Origin of the sequence: Kribbella italica, from assembly GCF_014205135.1 — a bacterium.
Classification (GTDB): domain Bacteria; phylum Actinomycetota; class Actinomycetes; order Propionibacteriales; family Kribbellaceae; genus Kribbella; species Kribbella italica.
In genome coordinates this window covers 2,320,119-2,336,113 of record NZ_JACHMY010000001.1, presented here as the reverse complement: position 1 = coordinate 2,336,113, position 15,995 = coordinate 2,320,119, and the positions used below count along the sequence as shown (strand labels likewise).

At 69.4% G+C, this 15,995-nt stretch carries 14 protein-coding genes, 1 pseudogene and 1 riboswitch; of the genes and pseudogenes, 12 read left to right on the top strand and 3 right to left on the bottom strand.

Annotation, left to right across the window (positions count from 1 at the left end):
- Nucleotides 1-31: 31 nt before the first annotated feature.
- A riboswitch (cobalamin riboswitch) is annotated at nt 32-247 on the bottom strand.
- 87 nt (nt 248-334) lie between these two features.
- The 4 genes and pseudogenes from HDA39_RS44095 to HDA39_RS10920 form a co-directional block, all read left to right on the top strand.
- Nucleotides 335-1,141 (top strand): annotated as a pseudogene (locus HDA39_RS44095) (KUP/HAK/KT family potassium transporter); the annotation flags it as partial.
- Between the two features lie 45 nt (nt 1,142-1,186).
- Nucleotides 1,187-1,657: a KUP/HAK/KT family potassium transporter gene (locus HDA39_RS44090; RefSeq protein ID WP_420488799.1), complete on the top strand. Its 471-nt coding sequence runs from the start codon at nt 1,187-1,189 to the stop codon at nt 1,655-1,657.
- 113 nt (nt 1,658-1,770) lie between these two features.
- Nucleotides 1,771-2,736 (top strand): NmrA/HSCARG family protein, encoded by a 966-nt coding sequence (locus HDA39_RS10925; protein ID WP_184795110.1) that lies wholly within the window; start codon nt 1,771-1,773, stop codon nt 2,734-2,736.
- Nucleotides 2,733-3,443: an alcohol dehydrogenase catalytic domain-containing protein gene (locus HDA39_RS10920; protein ID WP_184795109.1), complete on the top strand. Its 711-nt coding sequence runs from the start codon at nt 2,733-2,735 to the stop codon at nt 3,441-3,443. Before HDA39_RS10925 ends, HDA39_RS10920 begins: the two co-directional genes overlap by 4 nt.
- Here the strand turns inward: HDA39_RS10920 and HDA39_RS10915 are convergent.
- The gene (locus HDA39_RS10915; protein ID WP_184795108.1) at nt 3,440-4,201 is read right to left on the bottom strand and encodes an IclR family transcriptional regulator domain-containing protein; all 762 of its coding nucleotides are present in this window, start codon (nt 4,199-4,201) and stop codon (nt 3,440-3,442) included. The genes HDA39_RS10920 and HDA39_RS10915 overlap by 4 nt on opposite strands.
- Before the next feature lie 122 nt (nt 4,202-4,323).
- Between HDA39_RS10915 and HDA39_RS10910 the strand changes: the two genes are divergently transcribed.
- The 5 genes from HDA39_RS10910 to HDA39_RS10890 all read left to right on the top strand — a co-directional run bounded on the left by HDA39_RS10910 (nt 4,324) and on the right by HDA39_RS10890 (nt 9,543).
- Nucleotides 4,324-5,580: a DUF6986 family protein gene (locus HDA39_RS10910; RefSeq protein WP_184795107.1), complete on the top strand. Its 1,257-nt coding sequence runs from the start codon at nt 4,324-4,326 to the stop codon at nt 5,578-5,580.
- 218 nt (nt 5,581-5,798) lie between these two features.
- Entirely contained in the window at nt 5,799-7,916 is a 2,118-nt protein-coding gene (locus HDA39_RS10905; RefSeq protein WP_184795106.1) for a RecQ family ATP-dependent DNA helicase, read from the top strand.
- A 619-nt stretch (nt 7,917-8,535) separates the two neighbouring features.
- Nucleotides 8,536-8,862, top strand: coding sequence for a PadR family transcriptional regulator (locus HDA39_RS10900; RefSeq protein WP_184795105.1), 327 nt, complete (start codon nt 8,536-8,538; stop codon nt 8,860-8,862).
- Nucleotides 8,859-9,215 carry a DUF1048 domain-containing protein gene (locus HDA39_RS10895; protein ID WP_184795104.1) on the top strand — a complete coding sequence of 119 codons (357 nt, stop codon included), beginning with the start codon at nt 8,859-8,861 and terminating at the stop codon, nt 9,213-9,215. Before HDA39_RS10900 ends, HDA39_RS10895 begins: the two co-directional genes overlap by 4 nt.
- Nucleotide 9,216: 1 nt before the next feature.
- The gene (locus HDA39_RS10890) at nt 9,217-9,543 is read left to right on the top strand and encodes a DUF1048 domain-containing protein (RefSeq protein WP_184795103.1); all 327 of its coding nucleotides are present in this window, start codon (nt 9,217-9,219) and stop codon (nt 9,541-9,543) included.
- A gap of 44 nt (nt 9,544-9,587) precedes the next feature.
- On the opposite strand, the gene HDA39_RS10885 is transcribed toward HDA39_RS10890, so the two are convergent.
- Nucleotides 9,588-10,373, bottom strand: a complete 786-nt coding sequence (locus HDA39_RS10885; protein WP_184805862.1) for an ArsR/SmtB family transcription factor — start codon at nt 10,371-10,373, stop codon at nt 9,588-9,590.
- A 123-nt stretch (nt 10,374-10,496) separates the two neighbouring features.
- Here HDA39_RS10885 and HDA39_RS10880 point away from each other — a divergent pair, with 123 nt between their 5' ends.
- From HDA39_RS10880 to HDA39_RS10870, 3 genes are all read left to right on the top strand, one after another.
- Nucleotides 10,497-11,987 carry a DUF2867 domain-containing protein gene (locus tag HDA39_RS10880; RefSeq protein WP_184795102.1) on the top strand — a complete coding sequence of 497 codons (1,491 nt, stop codon included), beginning with the start codon at nt 10,497-10,499 and terminating at the stop codon, nt 11,985-11,987.
- A gap of 1,097 nt (nt 11,988-13,084) precedes the next feature.
- Nucleotides 13,085-13,567 carry a GNAT family N-acetyltransferase gene (locus HDA39_RS42240; RefSeq protein WP_238356028.1) on the top strand — a complete coding sequence of 161 codons (483 nt, stop codon included), beginning with the start codon at nt 13,085-13,087 and terminating at the stop codon, nt 13,565-13,567.
- Between the two features lie 30 nt (nt 13,568-13,597).
- A complete protein-coding gene (locus HDA39_RS10870; protein ID WP_184795100.1) occupies nt 13,598-14,341 on the top strand; it encodes an SDR family oxidoreductase in 744 nt (247 codons plus the stop codon).
- Here the strand turns inward: HDA39_RS10870 and HDA39_RS10865 are convergent.
- Entirely contained in the window at nt 14,338-15,900 is a 1,563-nt protein-coding gene (locus HDA39_RS10865; RefSeq protein ID WP_184795099.1) for an adenylate/guanylate cyclase domain-containing protein, read from the bottom strand. The two genes, HDA39_RS10870 and HDA39_RS10865, sit on opposite strands and share 4 nt — an antisense overlap.
- Between the last annotated feature and the right edge of the window lie 95 nt (nt 15,901-15,995).

The window sequence follows — 15,995 nt, the reverse complement described above, 5'->3', positions numbered from 1 at the left end:
CCCACGAGGAGGCGTGGTCCCGCCGTACGACGACGCACGGCGGGCAGAGGCAGGTCTTCGGACTCGCGGGCGCGCCTGTCGTCCAGACACCTACTGGCCGTCGCTTCCCAGACCGGTCCTCCGGTCCAGTGCTGATGACGGCGGTCGTTCCCACTCACCGCTGCGGGGCAGTCCCGGACTTCCACCGGGTTCCCTCTTACGACGTCCCGACTGGCGATCGGGACGAACCACTGCGCCACCACTTTCTCACAGAATTCTCACAGCACCAGGTGAGTGTGATCGGTCTGGCGGACAACCGGCGGTGGTTCAATGCGGCCGTGAAGAGGCTGACGCGATGAGCGCCGACCCTGTGGACGGCCGGGTACAGTCCCGGACCCTGCTGACCATCGGGGCGCTCGGTGTCGTGTTCGGCGACATCGGGACGAGCCCGATCTACACGATCCAGACCGTGTTCAACCCCGGCGACCCGCACCCGGTGCCGGTCTCGGCCGACAGCGTGTTCGGGATCGTGTCGCTGATCTTCTGGGCGGTCACGATCATCGTGACGATCAAGTACGTACTGCTGATCCTGCGCGCCGACAACCACGGCGAGGGCGGCATCCTCACGCTGATCACGCTGATCCGCAGCCACGGGACCAACGGCAGCCGGCGGACGAAGGTGCTGCTGGCCGGGCTCGGCATCTTCGACGCGTTCTCGGTCGCTCGTCAGGCGGTCCAGCTCGGATACCTGCCGCGGCTACGGATCCTGCACGCCTCCAGCCGGACGATCGGGCAGATCTACGTCCCGTGGATCACTGGGCGCTGATGATCTCGGTACTCACTGGTCTTCGCGTTCCAGACCTCGGCGGCGCTCGCCTTCGCCTTCGGGATGGCGGTGACCGCCACGGTCACGATCACGACCGTGCTGTTCTTCTACCTGGTCCGCCGGCAGTGGCGGAAGCCGCTGTGGGTGGTGTTCGGTGGCGGTGCCGTCTTCCTGTCCTTCGAGCTGCTCTTCCTCGGCGCGAATCTGACCAAGCTCGTGCACGGCGCCTGGCTGCCGCTGCTGATCGGCATCACGGTGTTCACCGTGCTCACCACCTGGCAGCGTGGGCGGGCACTGGTGACCGCGCGCCGCGAGCGTCAGGAAGGCTCACTGACCACGTTCGTCAACGAGCTGCACGAAGCCCAGCCGCCGCTGCGTCGGGTGCCCGGGACCGCGGTCTTCCTCAACCGCGGCAAGGACACCGTGCCGCTGGCGATGCGCGCGAACGTCGAGCACAACCACATCCTGCACGAGAACGTCATCATCCTCTCGATCGAGACCGACCCGGTGCCGTCGGTCCCCGACGAGACCCGGATCACGATCGACGACCTCGGGTTCGACGACGACCGGATCATCCACGTGACGGCCCGGTTCGGGTACGTCCAGACGCCGGACGTCGCCGCCGTACTGCGGCTGGCCGCCGAGCAGAGCTCTGAGGTGGCGTCGCTGGACCTGAGCGACACGTCGTACTTCCTGTCGACGATTGAACTGCGGCTCGGGGACCGGCCGGACATGGCCCGCTGGCGCAGCCGGCTGTTCGTGGCGACGTCCCACATCAGCGCGGACGCGGCCGAGTACTTCGGGCTGCCGCGCGACCGCGTGGTGATCATGGGCTCGCGCATCGACGTCTAGTCCTGCGGGTGGTAGTCAGTTTATATGATCATCACCATATTTGACTAGTTGGATCCGGCGACCTACGCTCCAGAAATAGTCAAGATTGGTGACGATCAAGGAGCGGGACTGCTATGACGAAGACGATCGCCGTCATCGGTGCGACCGGAGCGCAGGGCGGCGGCATGGTGCGGGCGATTCTGGCCGATCCGTCGGGCGAGTTCGGCGTCCGTGCGGTGGCCCGGAACCCGCAGAGCGCGAAGGCGCAGGAGCTCGCGGCGGCCGGCGCCGAGGTGGTCCAGGCCGACCTCGACGACGAGGAGAGTCTGCGGAAGGCCTTCGACGGCGTGTACGGCGCGTTCGTGGTGACCAACTACTTCGCTCAGCGCGACGAAGCCGATGTGGCCGCGCGATCGGCCGCCGACATGGAGCTGGAGCAGGCCGGCAACGCGGCCCGCGCGGCGCGCGACGCGGGGGTCGAGCACGTGATCTGGTCGACGCTCGCCGACACCCGGCCGCACTTCGGTGACACCGACCGCGTCCCGACGCTGGACGACGGCCGGTACAAGGTGCCGCACTTCGACGCCAAGAGCGAGGCGGACGAGCTGTTCCGCCAGTCGGGCGTGCCGACCACCTTCCTGCAGACCACGCTCTTCTACGAGAACCTGACCAGCGACCTGGGTCCCGTCCGCGACGAGAACGAGCAGCTCGTGCTGACGCTGCCGATGGACGACGCCCCGCTGAACGCGATCGCGGTCGGCGACATCGGCAAGACCGCGCTCGGCATCTTCCGCCGCGGCGACGAGTACGTCGGCCGGACGATCGCGATCGGTGGCGACAAGCTCACCGGTGCGCAACTCGTGGCGGTGATGAGCGATGTGCTCGGCGAGCCGGTCACGTACGCGCCGCACGGGTGGGACGACTTCCGGTCCTTCGGCTTCCCGGGTGCTGTCGAGTTCGGCAACATGTTCCAGTACTACGCGGAGAACCACGAGCAGTTCAGCAACGACCGCGACCTCGCGCTCGTGCGGGAGCTGAACCCGGAGCTGCAGACCTTCCGCGAGTGGTTCGCGACGCACCACGCGGAGCTCGCGCGATGAAGGCCGCCTGGTACGACGCGCAGGGCGCGGCCCGCGACGTCCGGCGGGTGGGCGAGCTGCCGGTGCCCGAGCCTGCGCCCGGTGAGGTGCGCGTCCGGGTCGAGGTCTCCGGGATCCACGTCGGGGACATCGGCAAGCGGCAGGGGTACTGGGGGTCGACGATGGCGTTTCCGCGCGTCGTACCGCACGGGGACGGTGTCGGGGTGATCGATGCTGTCGGCAACGATGTGCCGGCTGACCGGATCGGGTCGCGGGTATGGGTGTTCCTGGCCCAGTCGTACCGGCCGGGCGGGACGGCGGCGGAGTGCACCGTCGTGCCGTCGGAGCATGCCGTCGTACTGCCTGATGTCGTGGAGAGTGCCCAGGCGGCGGGGCTGGGGATCCCTGGGATCACCGGGCATCGGGCGGTGACCTCCGGTGGGCTGCGGTACAACGGGTCGATCAACACCTACGCGACCGGCGAGACCCGGCCGGTGGTGCCGTACTGGCAGCTCGCGTTCAAGAACATCGCCGTTCGGTTCATCAGCAACGACGACTTTCCCGAGGAGGCCAACCAGCGCGCGGCGCGCGAGCTGACGGCGGCGTTGGTCGCGGGGGATCTGCGGTACGACGTACGGGCTGAGTACTCCTTGGACGAGATCGTTGCGGCGCATGAGGACGTCGAGCAGGGGGCTGGGACTTCGCGCGTGATCCTTCGGGTGTCCTAGCGCAGGTCGTCGGACAGGGACTGGGCGGCTTGGGTGAGGAGGGGAATCGCCCGGTCGACCAGGGTCTCGGTCATCCGGCCGGCGGGGCCCGAGATCGAGAGTGCGAGGCGGGACGGGACGTCGAACACCGGTACGGCGATGCAGCGGACTCCGAGCTCCTGCTCGCCCTCGTCGGCGGCGTACCCGTCCTGCTGTGCCTTGCGGAGCTGGGCCGCGAATTCCTCGACGTCCGTGATCGTCGTCTCGGTGTGCTTGGGCATGCCGGTGCGCTGCAGCAGCTCGCGGACCTCGGCGTCGCGCAGCTGGGACATGATCGCCTTGCCGACGGCGGTGCAGTGGGGGAGGACCCGGCGGCCGACCTCGGTGAACATGCGCATCGAGTGCCGCGACTGGACCTGCGCGAGGTACACGATCTGGTCGCCGTCGAGCATCGCCAGGTTGGCGGACTCGCCCAGCTCGTCGACCAGGCGGGCCAGGTGCGGCCGGGCCCAGACGCTGAGCATGTGTGACGAGGTCTCGCCGAGGCGGATCAGCTTCGGGCCGAGTACGTACTGGCGGGACGGCTCCTGGCGGACGTAGCCGAGGTCGACGAGCGTGCGGACCAGGCGGTGGATCGTCGGCAGGGGGAGTCCGGAGGCGGTGGCCAGCTGGGACAGGCCGAGCATTCCGCCGGCGTCGGCCATCAGTTCGAGCAGGCCGAACGCGCGCTCGATCGACTGCACGCTGCCCGAGCGGGCGGTTCCGGTGGTTTCTGGCACTGGGTCTCCTTCCGAATGGCGGAAGTCTAGCGTCAGATCCCGGAAGCTCAAGCTCTTGCGGGTTTCGTTTGGTGGATATTAGTCTCCGCTATACGGAAATCTGGGAGATTAAGGTGGTGGGTATGACAGACCTCGACGCTCTCGTCGGCGACCTGGACCGACGGCTGGCCGAGGCCGACGCCGTACTGACCACGCGGTACCCGGGGGATCGAGGGGTGCGGCAGCCTGTGCATACGGTGTACGTGCCGGGCGATCAGTACTCCGTGGGGACTGTTGATGCCTGGGCTGCTGAGGCGAAAGCCGCGCTGGATGCTCATGGCGGGTCGGCTGCTGAGTTTGCGTTGGCGGCGTCGCTGTCCGCGGACGCCCGGCTTCACGAGCAGGTCTACGAGCGGGTCCGCGCGAAGCTGGACGACGAGCCGATCGAGGACCTGCGGATCGACTTCGAGGACGGGTACGGCACGCGCTCCGACGCGGAGGAGGACGCTGCGGTTGTTGGTGCGGCTCGTGCGCTGGCTGAAACCGTGAAGGCCGGGTCGGCGCCGCCGTACCACGGTCTGCGGATCAAGTCCCTGGAGGCGCCGAGCCGCCGGCGCGGGGTCCGCACGCTCGACCTGTTCGTCGGTGAGCTGGCTTCTGCCGGGGCGCTCACCGCTGGTTTCGTGATCACGCTCGCCAAGGTCACTTCGGTCGAGCAGATCGAGGCGATGGTTGTCGTACTGGACGCTGTCGAGCGCGCCCACTCCGTGCCGAAGCTTGGCTTCGAGATCCAGATCGAGACTCCGCAGTCGATCCTCGGTCCTGACGGCATTGCGCTCATCCCACGCATGATCACCGCCGGGGCCGGCCGCGTGACGGGGCTCCACTACGGCACCTACGACTACTCGGCCTCGCTGGGTGTCGCGGCGGCGTACCAGAGCATGGAGCATCCGGTCGCCGATCACGCCAAGGACGTCATGCAGCTGGCCGCGGCAGGCACCGGGATCTTTGTATCGGACGGATCTACCAACGTTCTCCCTGTCGGCGACCGCACCGCTGTCCATGCCGCTTGGCGCCTCCATGCCCGGCTGGTCCGGCGCTCGCTGGAACGCGGCATCTACCAGGGGTGGGACATGCATCCCGCCCAACTTCCGACGCGTTATCTGGCGACTTACACCTTCTATCGCGAAGGCCTGGACACTGCAGCAGCCCGCCTCCGCGCCTACACCGGCCACGGCGAATCCGGCTACCTCGACGAGCCGGCCACTGCTGCGGCACTGGCCGGCTATGTGCTTCGGGCGGTCGACTGCGGTGCGACCACTCAGCCAGAGATCGACCAACTGACCGGCCTGGACGAGGCCGCGTTGGCCAAGCTCGCCAGGCGGCCGCTGCACAGCTGACCAGCGCCGGCCCGGGTCCCAGCCCCGCCGCCCCCAGGTCCCGGCGCCCAGCCCCTGGACCCCAGGCCCCTAGCCCCGGGCACCCGGCCTCGGCCCCTGGGCCCGCGGCGCGGCCCCGGCCCGCTCGGCCCTCCTTCTCTTCTTTCCTTCAGCGGGTTTTCCACAGACGAGGGTCCGGGGCCAACGGGATGGGGGTGCGGGCGTCTAGGGTCTTTGGCATGGGTGATGCGTTGAAGCTGTCCGAGGCTCGCGGGGCGACCGCCGCGGGGGTGATCTCCGCGATCGCGGGGGATGCCGCGCGGTTGCGCGAGGACCAGGAGACCGCGGTCGCGGCGCTGTGCGAGCCCAACGCGCGAGTGCTGGTCGTGCAGGCAACCGGCTGGGGCAAGTCAGCGGTCTACTGGGCAGCCACGGCGATCCGGCGCTCAGAAGGCGCCGGGCCGACGCTCGTGGTCTCGCCGCTCCTGTCGTTGATGCGCGACCAGGTCGCCGCCGCCGGGCGCGCCGGCCTGCGCGCCGCGACCCTCAATTCCTCCAACTTCGACGCCTGGAACGAGATCGAGTCCGACCTCCGCTCCGGCGCAATCGACGTCCTACTGGTCTCACCCGAGCGACTCGCCAACCCCGGCTTCGGCCGCCGCGTGCTCGTCGGACTGGCCGGCCAGATCGGCCTGCTGGTGATCGACGAGGCCCACGCCGTGTCCGACTGGGGACACGACTTCCGCCCCGACTACCGGCGCGTGTCCGACGTACTGCAGAAGCTCAACCCCCAGACCCCCGTGCTCGCAACCACAGCAACCGCCAACACGCGCGTCACCGAAGACGTAGCGCATCAGCTCGGCGCGTCAACCCTCGTACTACGCGGCCCGCTGGCGCGTTCGAGCCTGCAGCTCGCGGTGGTCAACGCGCTCTCACCGCTCGACCGGTTCGCGTGGGTGGTCGACCACCTGCCCAAGCTCCCCGGCTCAGGCATCGTCTACACGCTGACCGTCGCCGACGCGCAGCGCCTGGCGTCCGCGATCCAGGAGGTGCACGGCGCCGCCGTACCGGTCGCGGCGTACACAGGCGGCCTGGAGGCGGGCGAACGAGAGTTCCTCGAAGACGCCCTCCGCGAGAACCGGCTGAAGGCACTCGTCGCGACGTCCGCGCTGGGCATGGGGTACGACAAACCCGACCTCGGCTTCGTCGTCCACGTCGGGTCGCCGCCGTCGCCGGTGTCGTACTACCAGCAGGTCGGACGTGCCGGCCGCGGCATCGACCACGCCGTCGTCGCGCTGCTCCCGTCTGACGCCGACGCAGGCGTCTGGGACTACTTCGCGACCGCGACCATCCCGGTGCCCGAGCACGTGAACCGCTTGCTGGCCGGCCTTTCGGCGTACGGGCCTGATCAGCCGGCGACCGTGCCTTCGCTGGAGGCCGAGACCGGGCTCCGCCGAGGCCGGGTCGAGCTGATGCTGAAGCAGCTCGCCGTCGACGGCGCGGTCGAGCGGGTCGAGAAGGGCTGGGTGCGGACGGACGCCGAGTGGACGTTCGACGCGGCACACTACGACGGCATCGTCGCCGTACGACGCCGCGAGGCCGACATCATGCGCGCCTACACCCGCGGCGAACGTTGCCTGATGCAACTTCTCCAGGAGTCCCTGGACGATCCGACCGCCGAGCCCTGCGGCCGGTGCTCGGTCTGCCTCGGACTGCTCCCCGATCCGCTGACCGCGGCGCCCGACCCGGAAACCGTCCAGGCGATCACGCGCCAGCTTCGGGGTGAGACCCACGTCCTCGAGCCGCGCAAGATGTGGCCCGGGGGAGCGTTCGGTGCCAAGGGCAAGATCCCGCCGGCCCTGCTCGCCGACCCCGGCCGAACGATCGTCTACGCCGACGCTCCCGAGTGGCGCGAGGTGTTGCGCTCGGTCTTCGGCGACACCCCGGACCCGGCGCACGTCGAAGCCCTGAAGGCAGGCTGCGTCGCCGCGCTCTCCCGCTGGCGCGACGCTTGGTCCCGCCGCCCCGAGATCGTCATCCCCCTCCCAGCAGCCGGCCACCGAGGTCTGACCACTGCAGTAGCCGACCACCTCGCCGAGATCGGCCGCCTGGGCCGCACCGAACTGACCCTCCACCCGTCGTCCCTGGACGAAGGCCTCTCCTCAGCCGAGGAAGCCAAAGTCTGGCGAGACTCCATCGAGGTCGACCCCACCACCACCCAAGCCATCACCACCCGCTCGGTACTCCTGGTCGTCGACGCCTCGTCCTCCCAGTGGCCCATCACCGTAGCCGCCGCCAAACTTCGAGAAGCCGGCGCCGCCGCCGTACTACCACTCCTCATCCACCGCCGCCCCTAACAGCCCACAGCACCAGCCGAGCCCCCACAAGCCAGCCCACCCCAGCTAGCCAAGCTGCCAACCCCGCGCCGACCAACCTCCCGTCGCGCCCAACTGCCTTGCGCCCGACCACGTCGTCGCGTCGCACCGGACCGGCTTGCGCCCCGATTGCCCCGCCCCCGACCACGTCGTCGCGTCGCACCGGACCGGCTTGCGCCCCGATTGCCTCGCTCTCGACTGATTCGCGCCTGCCCACCTCGCGCCGCCGCCAGTCCGTCCTTGTCCAGCCGGCTCAGCACCCGCCCGACCGATGGCCTGAGGCGGTGGGCGACGGCGGTGACGTGCCCGGCGGTGGGCGTTGGCGGTGGCGTCAGGTAGCGGGCGAAGGCGGTGGCCTGAGGTGGTGGGCGAGATTGGCCGGGCGAGGTCGGCCCGGACGGTTTGTTCCGGTCGCCGGAGGGACTCGGGTGGTTGGGGGAGTTGGTCTGTGAGGTGACGCTCGTTGTCGGACGGGCGGGTGTGGTCGGCTGACCCGGGTCCACTCGGATCGGTACCTTGCAGGACTTTGGCGGTACTCGGTGGTACTGTGTAGTTGGTACTCGGTGATACCGAGTACCGGAACGGGGTCGAGAGGACTGCGATGGATGACCTGACGGAGATGTTGAAGGGCACGCTGGAAGGGTGTGTGCTCGAGATCATCGGTGGTGAGGAGACCTACGGGTACGCCATCACGCGGCAGTTGAACGAGTTGGGGTTCGGTGACGTCGTGGAAGGGACCGTGTACACGATCCTGTTGCGGCTGGAGCGGAACAAGCTGGTTCAGGTGACGAAGCGGCCGTCCGAGCAGGGGCCGCCGCGGAAGTTCTATGCGCTCAACGCCGCGGGGCGTCGGGAGCTGGCGACGTTCTGGGCGAAGTGGGAGTACGTGACCACGCGGATCGAGAAGCTCAAGGAGGGCGGGAGATGAACATCTGGGAGACCATCACCGGTAGCGATCTCACCAGGGAGTACAAGGCGTTCGACGGTCGGGCACAGGCGTTGCCGGCCGATCACCGGGCGGCGTGGGAGCAGATCAAGGCGGAGCTCCTTCCGTACGGCGACTTCACCGGGCGGAACCTGATGCCGATTCTCGACGGCGCCCTGGGGCTGCTCGAAGAGACCGCGGCGCAGGGGCAGGGCGTCGACGAAGTACTGGGGGACGACGTCGCGGGGTTCTGTGCGGCACTGGCCGGGGGCGAGGGAAGCCGGACCTACCGCGACCGGTGGCGCGAGCAGTTGAACAAGAACGTCGCGAAGAAGCTGGGACGGCTGGGAGGCTGACATGGGCATCCACGACATCATCGAGGGCAAGAAGCAATGGCGGGCGCACCAGGCGCGGGTGAAGGCGCTCCCGCCGGACTACCAGATCGTCTACAAGGAAATGCAGAAGTACTTCTTCAAGGTCGGCCCGGTCGACCTGACCGATGGGGACCTGCTGTCCGGGATCGTCGACTTCTTCGAGGAGGGCGTCGCGGCCGGCAAGGGAGTCCTGGAACTCATCGGCACCGACGTCGCGGCCTTCTGTGACGGCCTGATCAAGGACTCACGGACGTACGCCGACATTTACCAGGAGTCCCTCAGTACGAAGAAGGGGCCGGTCGAGAAGTAGCTTCCCGGCCGGCCCGAGGGGGAGCCAGGTGAGCTGCTAGGGCTTCAGCCCTGGAGGGCCTTGCTGGTTTCGGTGACGGACTTCAGGTCGGCGATCAGTCTGATCCAGCCCTCGCCGACCATCTCGCGGATGCGGCTGCCGGGCTCGAAGCCGGTGTGGACGACGGTGAGCTTCACCTGATCGTCCTCGGGCTCGAGGGTGAACGTGACGGTCGACAGCGGCTCGTCCTTGGTGGCGGCCTCGTCCTCGGCGGACAAGCCGGCGGCCGCCGCGAACTCCGGGGTGATCGCGTGCCACGTGTAGGCCAGTCGCCGGTACGGCTCGTGCTCGACGACCTTCTGGCCGGCGCCGGCCATCGTCACGTCGCCCATCTTCCACTCCATCGGCGAGCCGGGCCGCCAGTCGGTCTCGTGGTGCAGGCCCCAGTACTCCTGGGTGAACTCCGGCTCGGTCAGCGCCCGCCACAACCGCTCGGGCGTGGTCCGGATGTAGGTGGTGTAGACGAAGTCGTTGTCGCTCATGGTCTGCTGCTCCAATGCGGTCTTGAGGTCGGCGAACAGGTGCGCCCGCCGACGGTCGTACCGGGTGATCCAGCGGTCCGCGATGGCGTTGATCGGCTCGGCGTTCAGGTAGTGCAACTTCTCCCGGCCGCGCCGCACGGTGGTGACCAGGTTCGCGGTCTCCAGTACGGCGAGGTGCTTGCTGACCGACTGCCGCGCCATCTCGAGGACTGCGCACAGCTCGCGCAGGGTCTGGCCGTTGCGCGCGTTCAATTCGTCGAGCAGGCGGCGCCGGCTCGGGTCGGCGAGGGCGCGGAACACGTCGTCCATCACGCTGTTCACTCCTAACGGGCAGCTGATTGGCTGCCTTTCGAGGATAGGCAGCCTGATGGCTGCATGTCAACGCGCACAAGTTCGGCTTGGAGGTGGCCGGAGGCGGGCACCTGGGTGGGCGTGACCTCTCAGAAGCTCGTCCTCGTCACCGGTGTGACCGGCTACATCGGCGGCCGCCTGGTTCCCGAACTGCTCAAGGCCGGCTACCGCGTCCGCGCGATGGCCCGGAATCCGCGGCGGCTGGAGAGCCGCGACTGGTACGGCGAGGTGGAGATCGTCGAGGCCGACGCGGGGGAGCGGCACGAGGTCGAGGCTGCGCTCGAGGGCGTGGATGTCGCCTACTACCTGATCCACGCGCTCGGGACCGGGAAGAAGTTCGAGGCTCGGGACCGGCACACTGCGCGCACGTTCGGGGCGGCGGCGCGGGAGGCCGGCGTCGGGCGGATCGTGTACCTCGGCGGGCTCTACCCCGAAGGCGAGGAGCTTTCGCCGCATCTCGGCTCGCGGCGTGAGGTCGGCGAGATCCTGCTGGCGTCCGGCGTACCGACGACGGTGTTGCGGGCGGCGGTGATTCTCGGGTCGGGGTCGGCGTCGTTCGAGATGCTCAGGTACCTGACCGATCGGTTGCCGGTGATGGTGACGCCGCGCTGGTTGGGGACGAGGATCCAGCCGATCGCCGTACGGGATGTGCTGCACTATCTGGTCGGAAGCGCATCGATGCCGGCTGAGGTGAATCGCGGGTTCGACATCGGTGGGCCGGACGTGCTGACGTACCGGGACATGATGCAGCGGTACGCCGACGCGGCGCATCTCAAGCGCCGGCGGATCGTCACGCTGCCGCTGCTCACGCCGTCGCTGTCGAGCCATTGGGTCGGACTCGTCACGCCGGTGCCGAACAGCATCGCTCGACCGTTGGTCGACAGTTTGATCCATGAGGTGGTGCGCAAGGAGCAGGACCTCGCTCGGTATGTGCCTGATCCGGAGCCGGGGCTGATCGGGTTCGACCGGGCGGTCGAACTTGCGCTGCAGCGGATCCACGACCTCGACGTGACGACGAGCTGGGCGTCGGCTGCGACGCCGGGTGTGCCGAGTGATCCGTTGCCGAGCGATCCGGACTGGGCGGGTGGATCGCTGTACGTCGACGAGCGGGAGAGCGCGATCTCCGCGTCTCCCGAGCAGCTCTGGTCGGTGATCGAAGGCATCGGCGGCGGCAACGGGTGGTACTCGTGGCGCCTCGGCTGGTGGGCACGCGGCCTGCTCGACCGGGTCTTCGGCGGCCCGGGCCTGCGCCGCGGTCGCCGCAACCCGAAGGACCTGGAGGTCGGCGACCCACTCGACTGGTGGCGAGTCGAGGACATGGACGAACCGAAGCTGTTGCGCCTACGCGCCGAAATGCGCCTCCCCGGCCTGGCCTGGCTGGAACTGATCGTCGACGAGGACACCGAAGGCCGCACGATCTTCCGCCAGCGGGCGCTCTTCCACCCCCGCGGCTTGCCGGGCCAGCTGTACTGGTGGGCGATCAAACCGTTCCACGGCATCGTTTTCGGCGGCATGCAACGCAACATCGCGAGAGCAGCCGAAGCGACTGCACCGCCCGGCACACGGGAATAGGCGGGGGCGGGAGGGGCCGGCCGCCCCGGAAGCGCCAGTCGCCTCCGGCGACGGCGCGTCCCGTGCTCATCCGCGTCCCGTGCTCATCCGCGTCCCGTGCTCATCCGCGTCCCGTGCTCATCCGCGTCCCGTGCTCATCCGCGTCCCGTGCTCATCCGCGTCCCGTGCTCATCCGCGTCCCGTGCTCATCCGCGTCCCGTGCTCATCCGCGTCCCGTGCTCATCCGCGTCCCGTGCTCGCCCGCGTCCCGCTGGTCCGCGGCATTGTCTTCGGCGGTGTGCAACGCGACATCGCCTGCGCAGGCGACGGGATAGGAGGGGGAGGGAGGGGAGCCGGCCGCCCCGGAAGCGCCAGTCGCCTCCGGCGACGGCGCGCCCGCGGTGGTCCGCGCCCGCGGTGGTCCGCGCCCGCGGTGGTCCGCGCCCGCGGTGGTCCGCGCCCGCGGTGGTCCGCGCCCGCGGTGGTCCGCGCCCGCGGTGGTCCGCGCCCGCGGTGGTCCGCGCCCGCGGTGGTCCGCGCCCGCGGTGGTCCGCGCCCGCGGTGGTCCGCGCCCGCGGTGGTCCGCGCCCGCGGTGCGCCGTCCGCGAAATGCCGCGGCCGCCGTCCGCGCGCGGTACTCGTCCGCGCCGTCCCGCTCGTCTCCGTCCCCGGGGCCTGTCCCGGCGCCCACACTCGTCTCCGTCCCCGCGCTGGTCCCGTCCCCGCGTTCGCCTGGTGCCGGGCTTGTGCGTGCGCTATCCAAGTCGGTGCCGGGTGGACAAATGTGTTGACGGGCGGATGAACATAGAGGCGTGGAGATCACCAGCCTTGGTTATCGGACTGATCTGTTGTTGCTTGGTCTTGGGGGGAGTGAGGTGACGGACGCGGGCGACCATGTTGTTGTGCGGACGCCGGCTAATCCGACGTTCTGGTGGGGGAACTTTTTGTTGCTGCCGTCGGCTATTGGTGTTGGTGAGCTCGACCGGTGGCTGGAGGTTTTCGCGGAGACGTTTCCGGGGGCCAGGCATGTTGCCCTGGGCATTGATTCGGTGGATGGGGCGGCGGGGGACGAAGGTGAGTTGGCGGCCGCCGGGTTTCGGGTTGAGCGGAGTACGGTGATGACGGCGCGGACAGTGGTGCCTCCGGCGCGGCCGAACTTGGCGTCGGCGTACCGGTTTCTGGGGAGTGACGACGACTGGGAGCAGCAGGTCCGGCTGACCTTGGCGGCCAACCCGATGGAGATGGACGGCTACGAGGACTTCGTACGGCGGCGCGAAGCGGCGCACCGGGCGGTCGTCGAGGCGGGGCACGGGCAGTGGTTCGGGGCGTTCGACGGCGATCGGCTGCAGGCTTCGCTCGGGCTGTTGACGGACGGGGCGGGAGTGGCTCGGTTCCAGGACGTGCAGACGCATCCGGACGATCGCGGGCAGGGGATCGCATCGACCTTGGTCCACACCGCATCGACGTACGGGTTCGGGGAGCTGAAGGCGGAGACGCTGGTGATGGTCGCCGACCCGGAGTACCTGGCGATCCGGATCTACCGCGCGCTCGGGTTCGACGGGACCGAGACGCAGGTGCAGGTGACCAAGCCCGCGCCGTAGCGACCGGTACGGCGTGAAAGGCTGGGCCGTATGACGAGTGTGCGCGGAGTCGCGCTGGTGACGGGTGGGAGTCGCGGGATCGGTGCCGCGGCGGCGATCGCGCTGGCCGGCGACGGGTGGGACGTCGGGATCAGCTACCGGACGCGCGAGGACGAGGCCGCGCGCGTCGTCGCTGCCTGTGAGGCGGCCGGACGTCGCGCCGTCGCAGTACAGGCCGACGTGGCTGAGTCCGCGGAGATCGAGCGGCTCTTCGACGAGGTGACCCAGCAGCTCGGGCCGATCAGTGCCGTTGTCAACAATGCGGGGATCGTGTCGCCCGCAGGGCGGGTCGACGAGTACGACGTGGCGCGGCTCGAGGAGGTGTTCCGGGTCAACGCGATCGGGGCTTTCCTGGTCGCCGGGGCCGCCGTACGGCGGATGTCGACGGCGCGCGGTGGTGCCGGCGGCGTGATCGTGAACGTGTCGTCGCGCGGGGCCGTGCTGGGCTCGGCCGGCGAGTACGTCGACTACGCGGCCAGCAAGGCGGCGGTGGACACGCTGACGGTCGGGCTCGCGAACGAGGTCGCCAAGGAGGGGATCCGGGTGCTCGGGATCCGTCCCGGGCTGATCGAGACCGAGATCCACGCCGCGGGGCGGCTGGAGCGGATCGGTTCGACGCCGCCGCTCGGCCGGCCGGGCAAGGTGGAGGAGGTCGCGGAGCTGATCGTGTTCCTGGCGTCCGACCGTGCGTCGTACATGACCGGTTCGATGGTCGACGTCGCCGGAGGTCGCTAGGTCCTGGGGTGCGCCAGACGCGTCGAGGTGAGCCGCCCGCGGACGGTGACCTCGTCGCCGGCGTGCCAGTACGCCGACTCCGAGGGCGCCGACTCCTCGACAGCCGCCATCGACGCGAGCACGTGGTGATCGGTCTGCTTGGCGAGATCGCTCAGGCGGGCCGCCTCGTTCACCGGATCGCCGATCACCGTGTACTCGTAGCGCCGTACGTCGCCGACCGTCCCGGCGACGACGGTCCCGGCCGTGATCCCGACCCCGGCCGTTGCCTCAGGCAACTCTTCGGTCAGCCGGCGGGCCAGCGTGCGGCCGGCCCGGAGCGCGCTCCCCGCCGCGTCCGGCAGCTCGGTCGGCGCCCCGAAGACGGCGAGTACGGCGTCGCCGGCGAACTTGTTGACGAACCCGTCGTTGCGATCCACCTCGTCGACGACGATCGCGAAGAACCGGTTGAGCAGTTGCACCACCTCGGTCGGCGGGCGTCCCGCGGCGAGTTCGGTCGAGCCGACCAGGTCGACGAACAGTACGGCGGCGAACCGCTCCTCGCCGCCGAGCGAGTCACTCGTCAGCGCCTCGCGGACGACGTCCGGCCCGACGTACCGGCCGAAGACGTCGCGGATCCGTTCGCGCTCGCGCAGGCCGGCGGCCATCTGGTTGAAGCCGGACTGGAGTGAGCCGAGTTCGGTGCCGTCGAAGACCGGGATCCGGACGTTCAGTTCACCGTCCCCGATCACCGAGAGCGCGTTCCGCACCGATCGCACCGGGGCGACCACGGACCTTGCCGAGAGCAACGTCAGCAGCCAGCCGCAGACCAGGACGGCCGTGCCTAGCACGAGGATGATGACCGACAAACGCGTCGCCGAGACGTCCTTCTCGATCAGCGCGATCACGGCGGTGAGCATCAGCCCGGCCACCGGTACGGCGGAACCCGCCGCCCAGAAGAACACCGTGCGCGCCTTCAGCCCGGCGGCCAGCAGACGGCGTGGTGGCGCGCCGTCGGCGAGTGCGCGCGCGGCGATCGGGCGCAGGGCGAACTCGGTCAGCAGGTACGACGCGGCGCAGGTGACAATGCCGCCGTCGAGCGTGGTGACCAGAACGCGGAGCACGCTCTCCGGCTCGAGCGCGAGGGTCAGCAGGCTGAAGAAGACGGTGCCGAGCAGCCAGAGGAAGACCTCGATCATCGTCAGCCGCAGCGGAAGCTGGAGCGTGGCGATCTGTTCCTTGCGGGTCGCCGGGCGGTCCTCCAGCACCCAGTTGGTCACCCGCAGCGCGAGCCGGGTGCTCCAGACCGCGCCGACCAGCAGTGCGAACAGGAAGTACGCCGGGAACGCGATCCAGCGGACCAGGCTCAGCTCGTCGCTGCTCGGTGGGCCGGGAAGGACCCAGACGGCGAGCACGAAGACGACTACGGCGCCGATCACGTTGGTGCCGATCGAGAAGAAGGTCAGCAGCACCTGGACGCGGACCCGCAGGACCCGGGCGCTCTGGTCGACCCGCCCCAGCAACCACGACCCGAACGGCTTACGCTGCAGCACCAACTCAGGGCTGCGGCTCTCCGGCATCATGCCTACAGTCTGCAAGCTCCCGGTGTCGCACAGGCACACCGCCCCGCACAGCTGAGTGGTTGGGACGGGGTGGTTACCTTGGCGGAGTGGGTGTG

Coding starts and splice junctions, on each gene's coding strand:
- HDA39_RS10895 (WP_184795104.1), top strand. CDS start 8,859: ATGAACATCTGGGAGACCATCACCGGTAGCGATCTCACCAGGGAGTAC.
- HDA39_RS10890 (WP_184795103.1), top strand. CDS start 9,217: ATGGGCATCCACGACATCATCGAGGGCAAGAAGCAATGGCGGGCGCAC.
- HDA39_RS10865 (WP_184795099.1), bottom strand. CDS start 15,900: ATGATGCCGGAGAGCCGCAGCCCTGAGTTGGTGCTGCAGCGTAAGCCG.
- HDA39_RS10910 (WP_184795107.1), top strand. CDS start 4,324: ATGACAGACCTCGACGCTCTCGTCGGCGACCTGGACCGACGGCTGGCC.
- HDA39_RS10900 (WP_184795105.1), top strand. CDS start 8,536: ATGGATGACCTGACGGAGATGTTGAAGGGCACGCTGGAAGGGTGTGTG.
- HDA39_RS10925 (WP_184795110.1), top strand. CDS start 1,771: ATGACGAAGACGATCGCCGTCATCGGTGCGACCGGAGCGCAGGGCGGC.
- HDA39_RS10870 (WP_184795100.1), top strand. CDS start 13,598: ATGACGAGTGTGCGCGGAGTCGCGCTGGTGACGGGTGGGAGTCGCGGG.
- HDA39_RS10885 (WP_184805862.1), bottom strand. CDS start 10,373: ATGGACGACGTGTTCCGCGCCCTCGCCGACCCGAGCCGGCGCCGCCTG.
- HDA39_RS10920 (WP_184795109.1), top strand. CDS start 2,733: ATGAAGGCCGCCTGGTACGACGCGCAGGGCGCGGCCCGCGACGTCCGG.
- HDA39_RS42240 (WP_238356028.1), top strand. CDS start 13,085: ATGACGGCGCGGACAGTGGTGCCTCCGGCGCGGCCGAACTTGGCGTCG.
- HDA39_RS10905 (WP_184795106.1), top strand. CDS start 5,799: ATGGGTGATGCGTTGAAGCTGTCCGAGGCTCGCGGGGCGACCGCCGCG.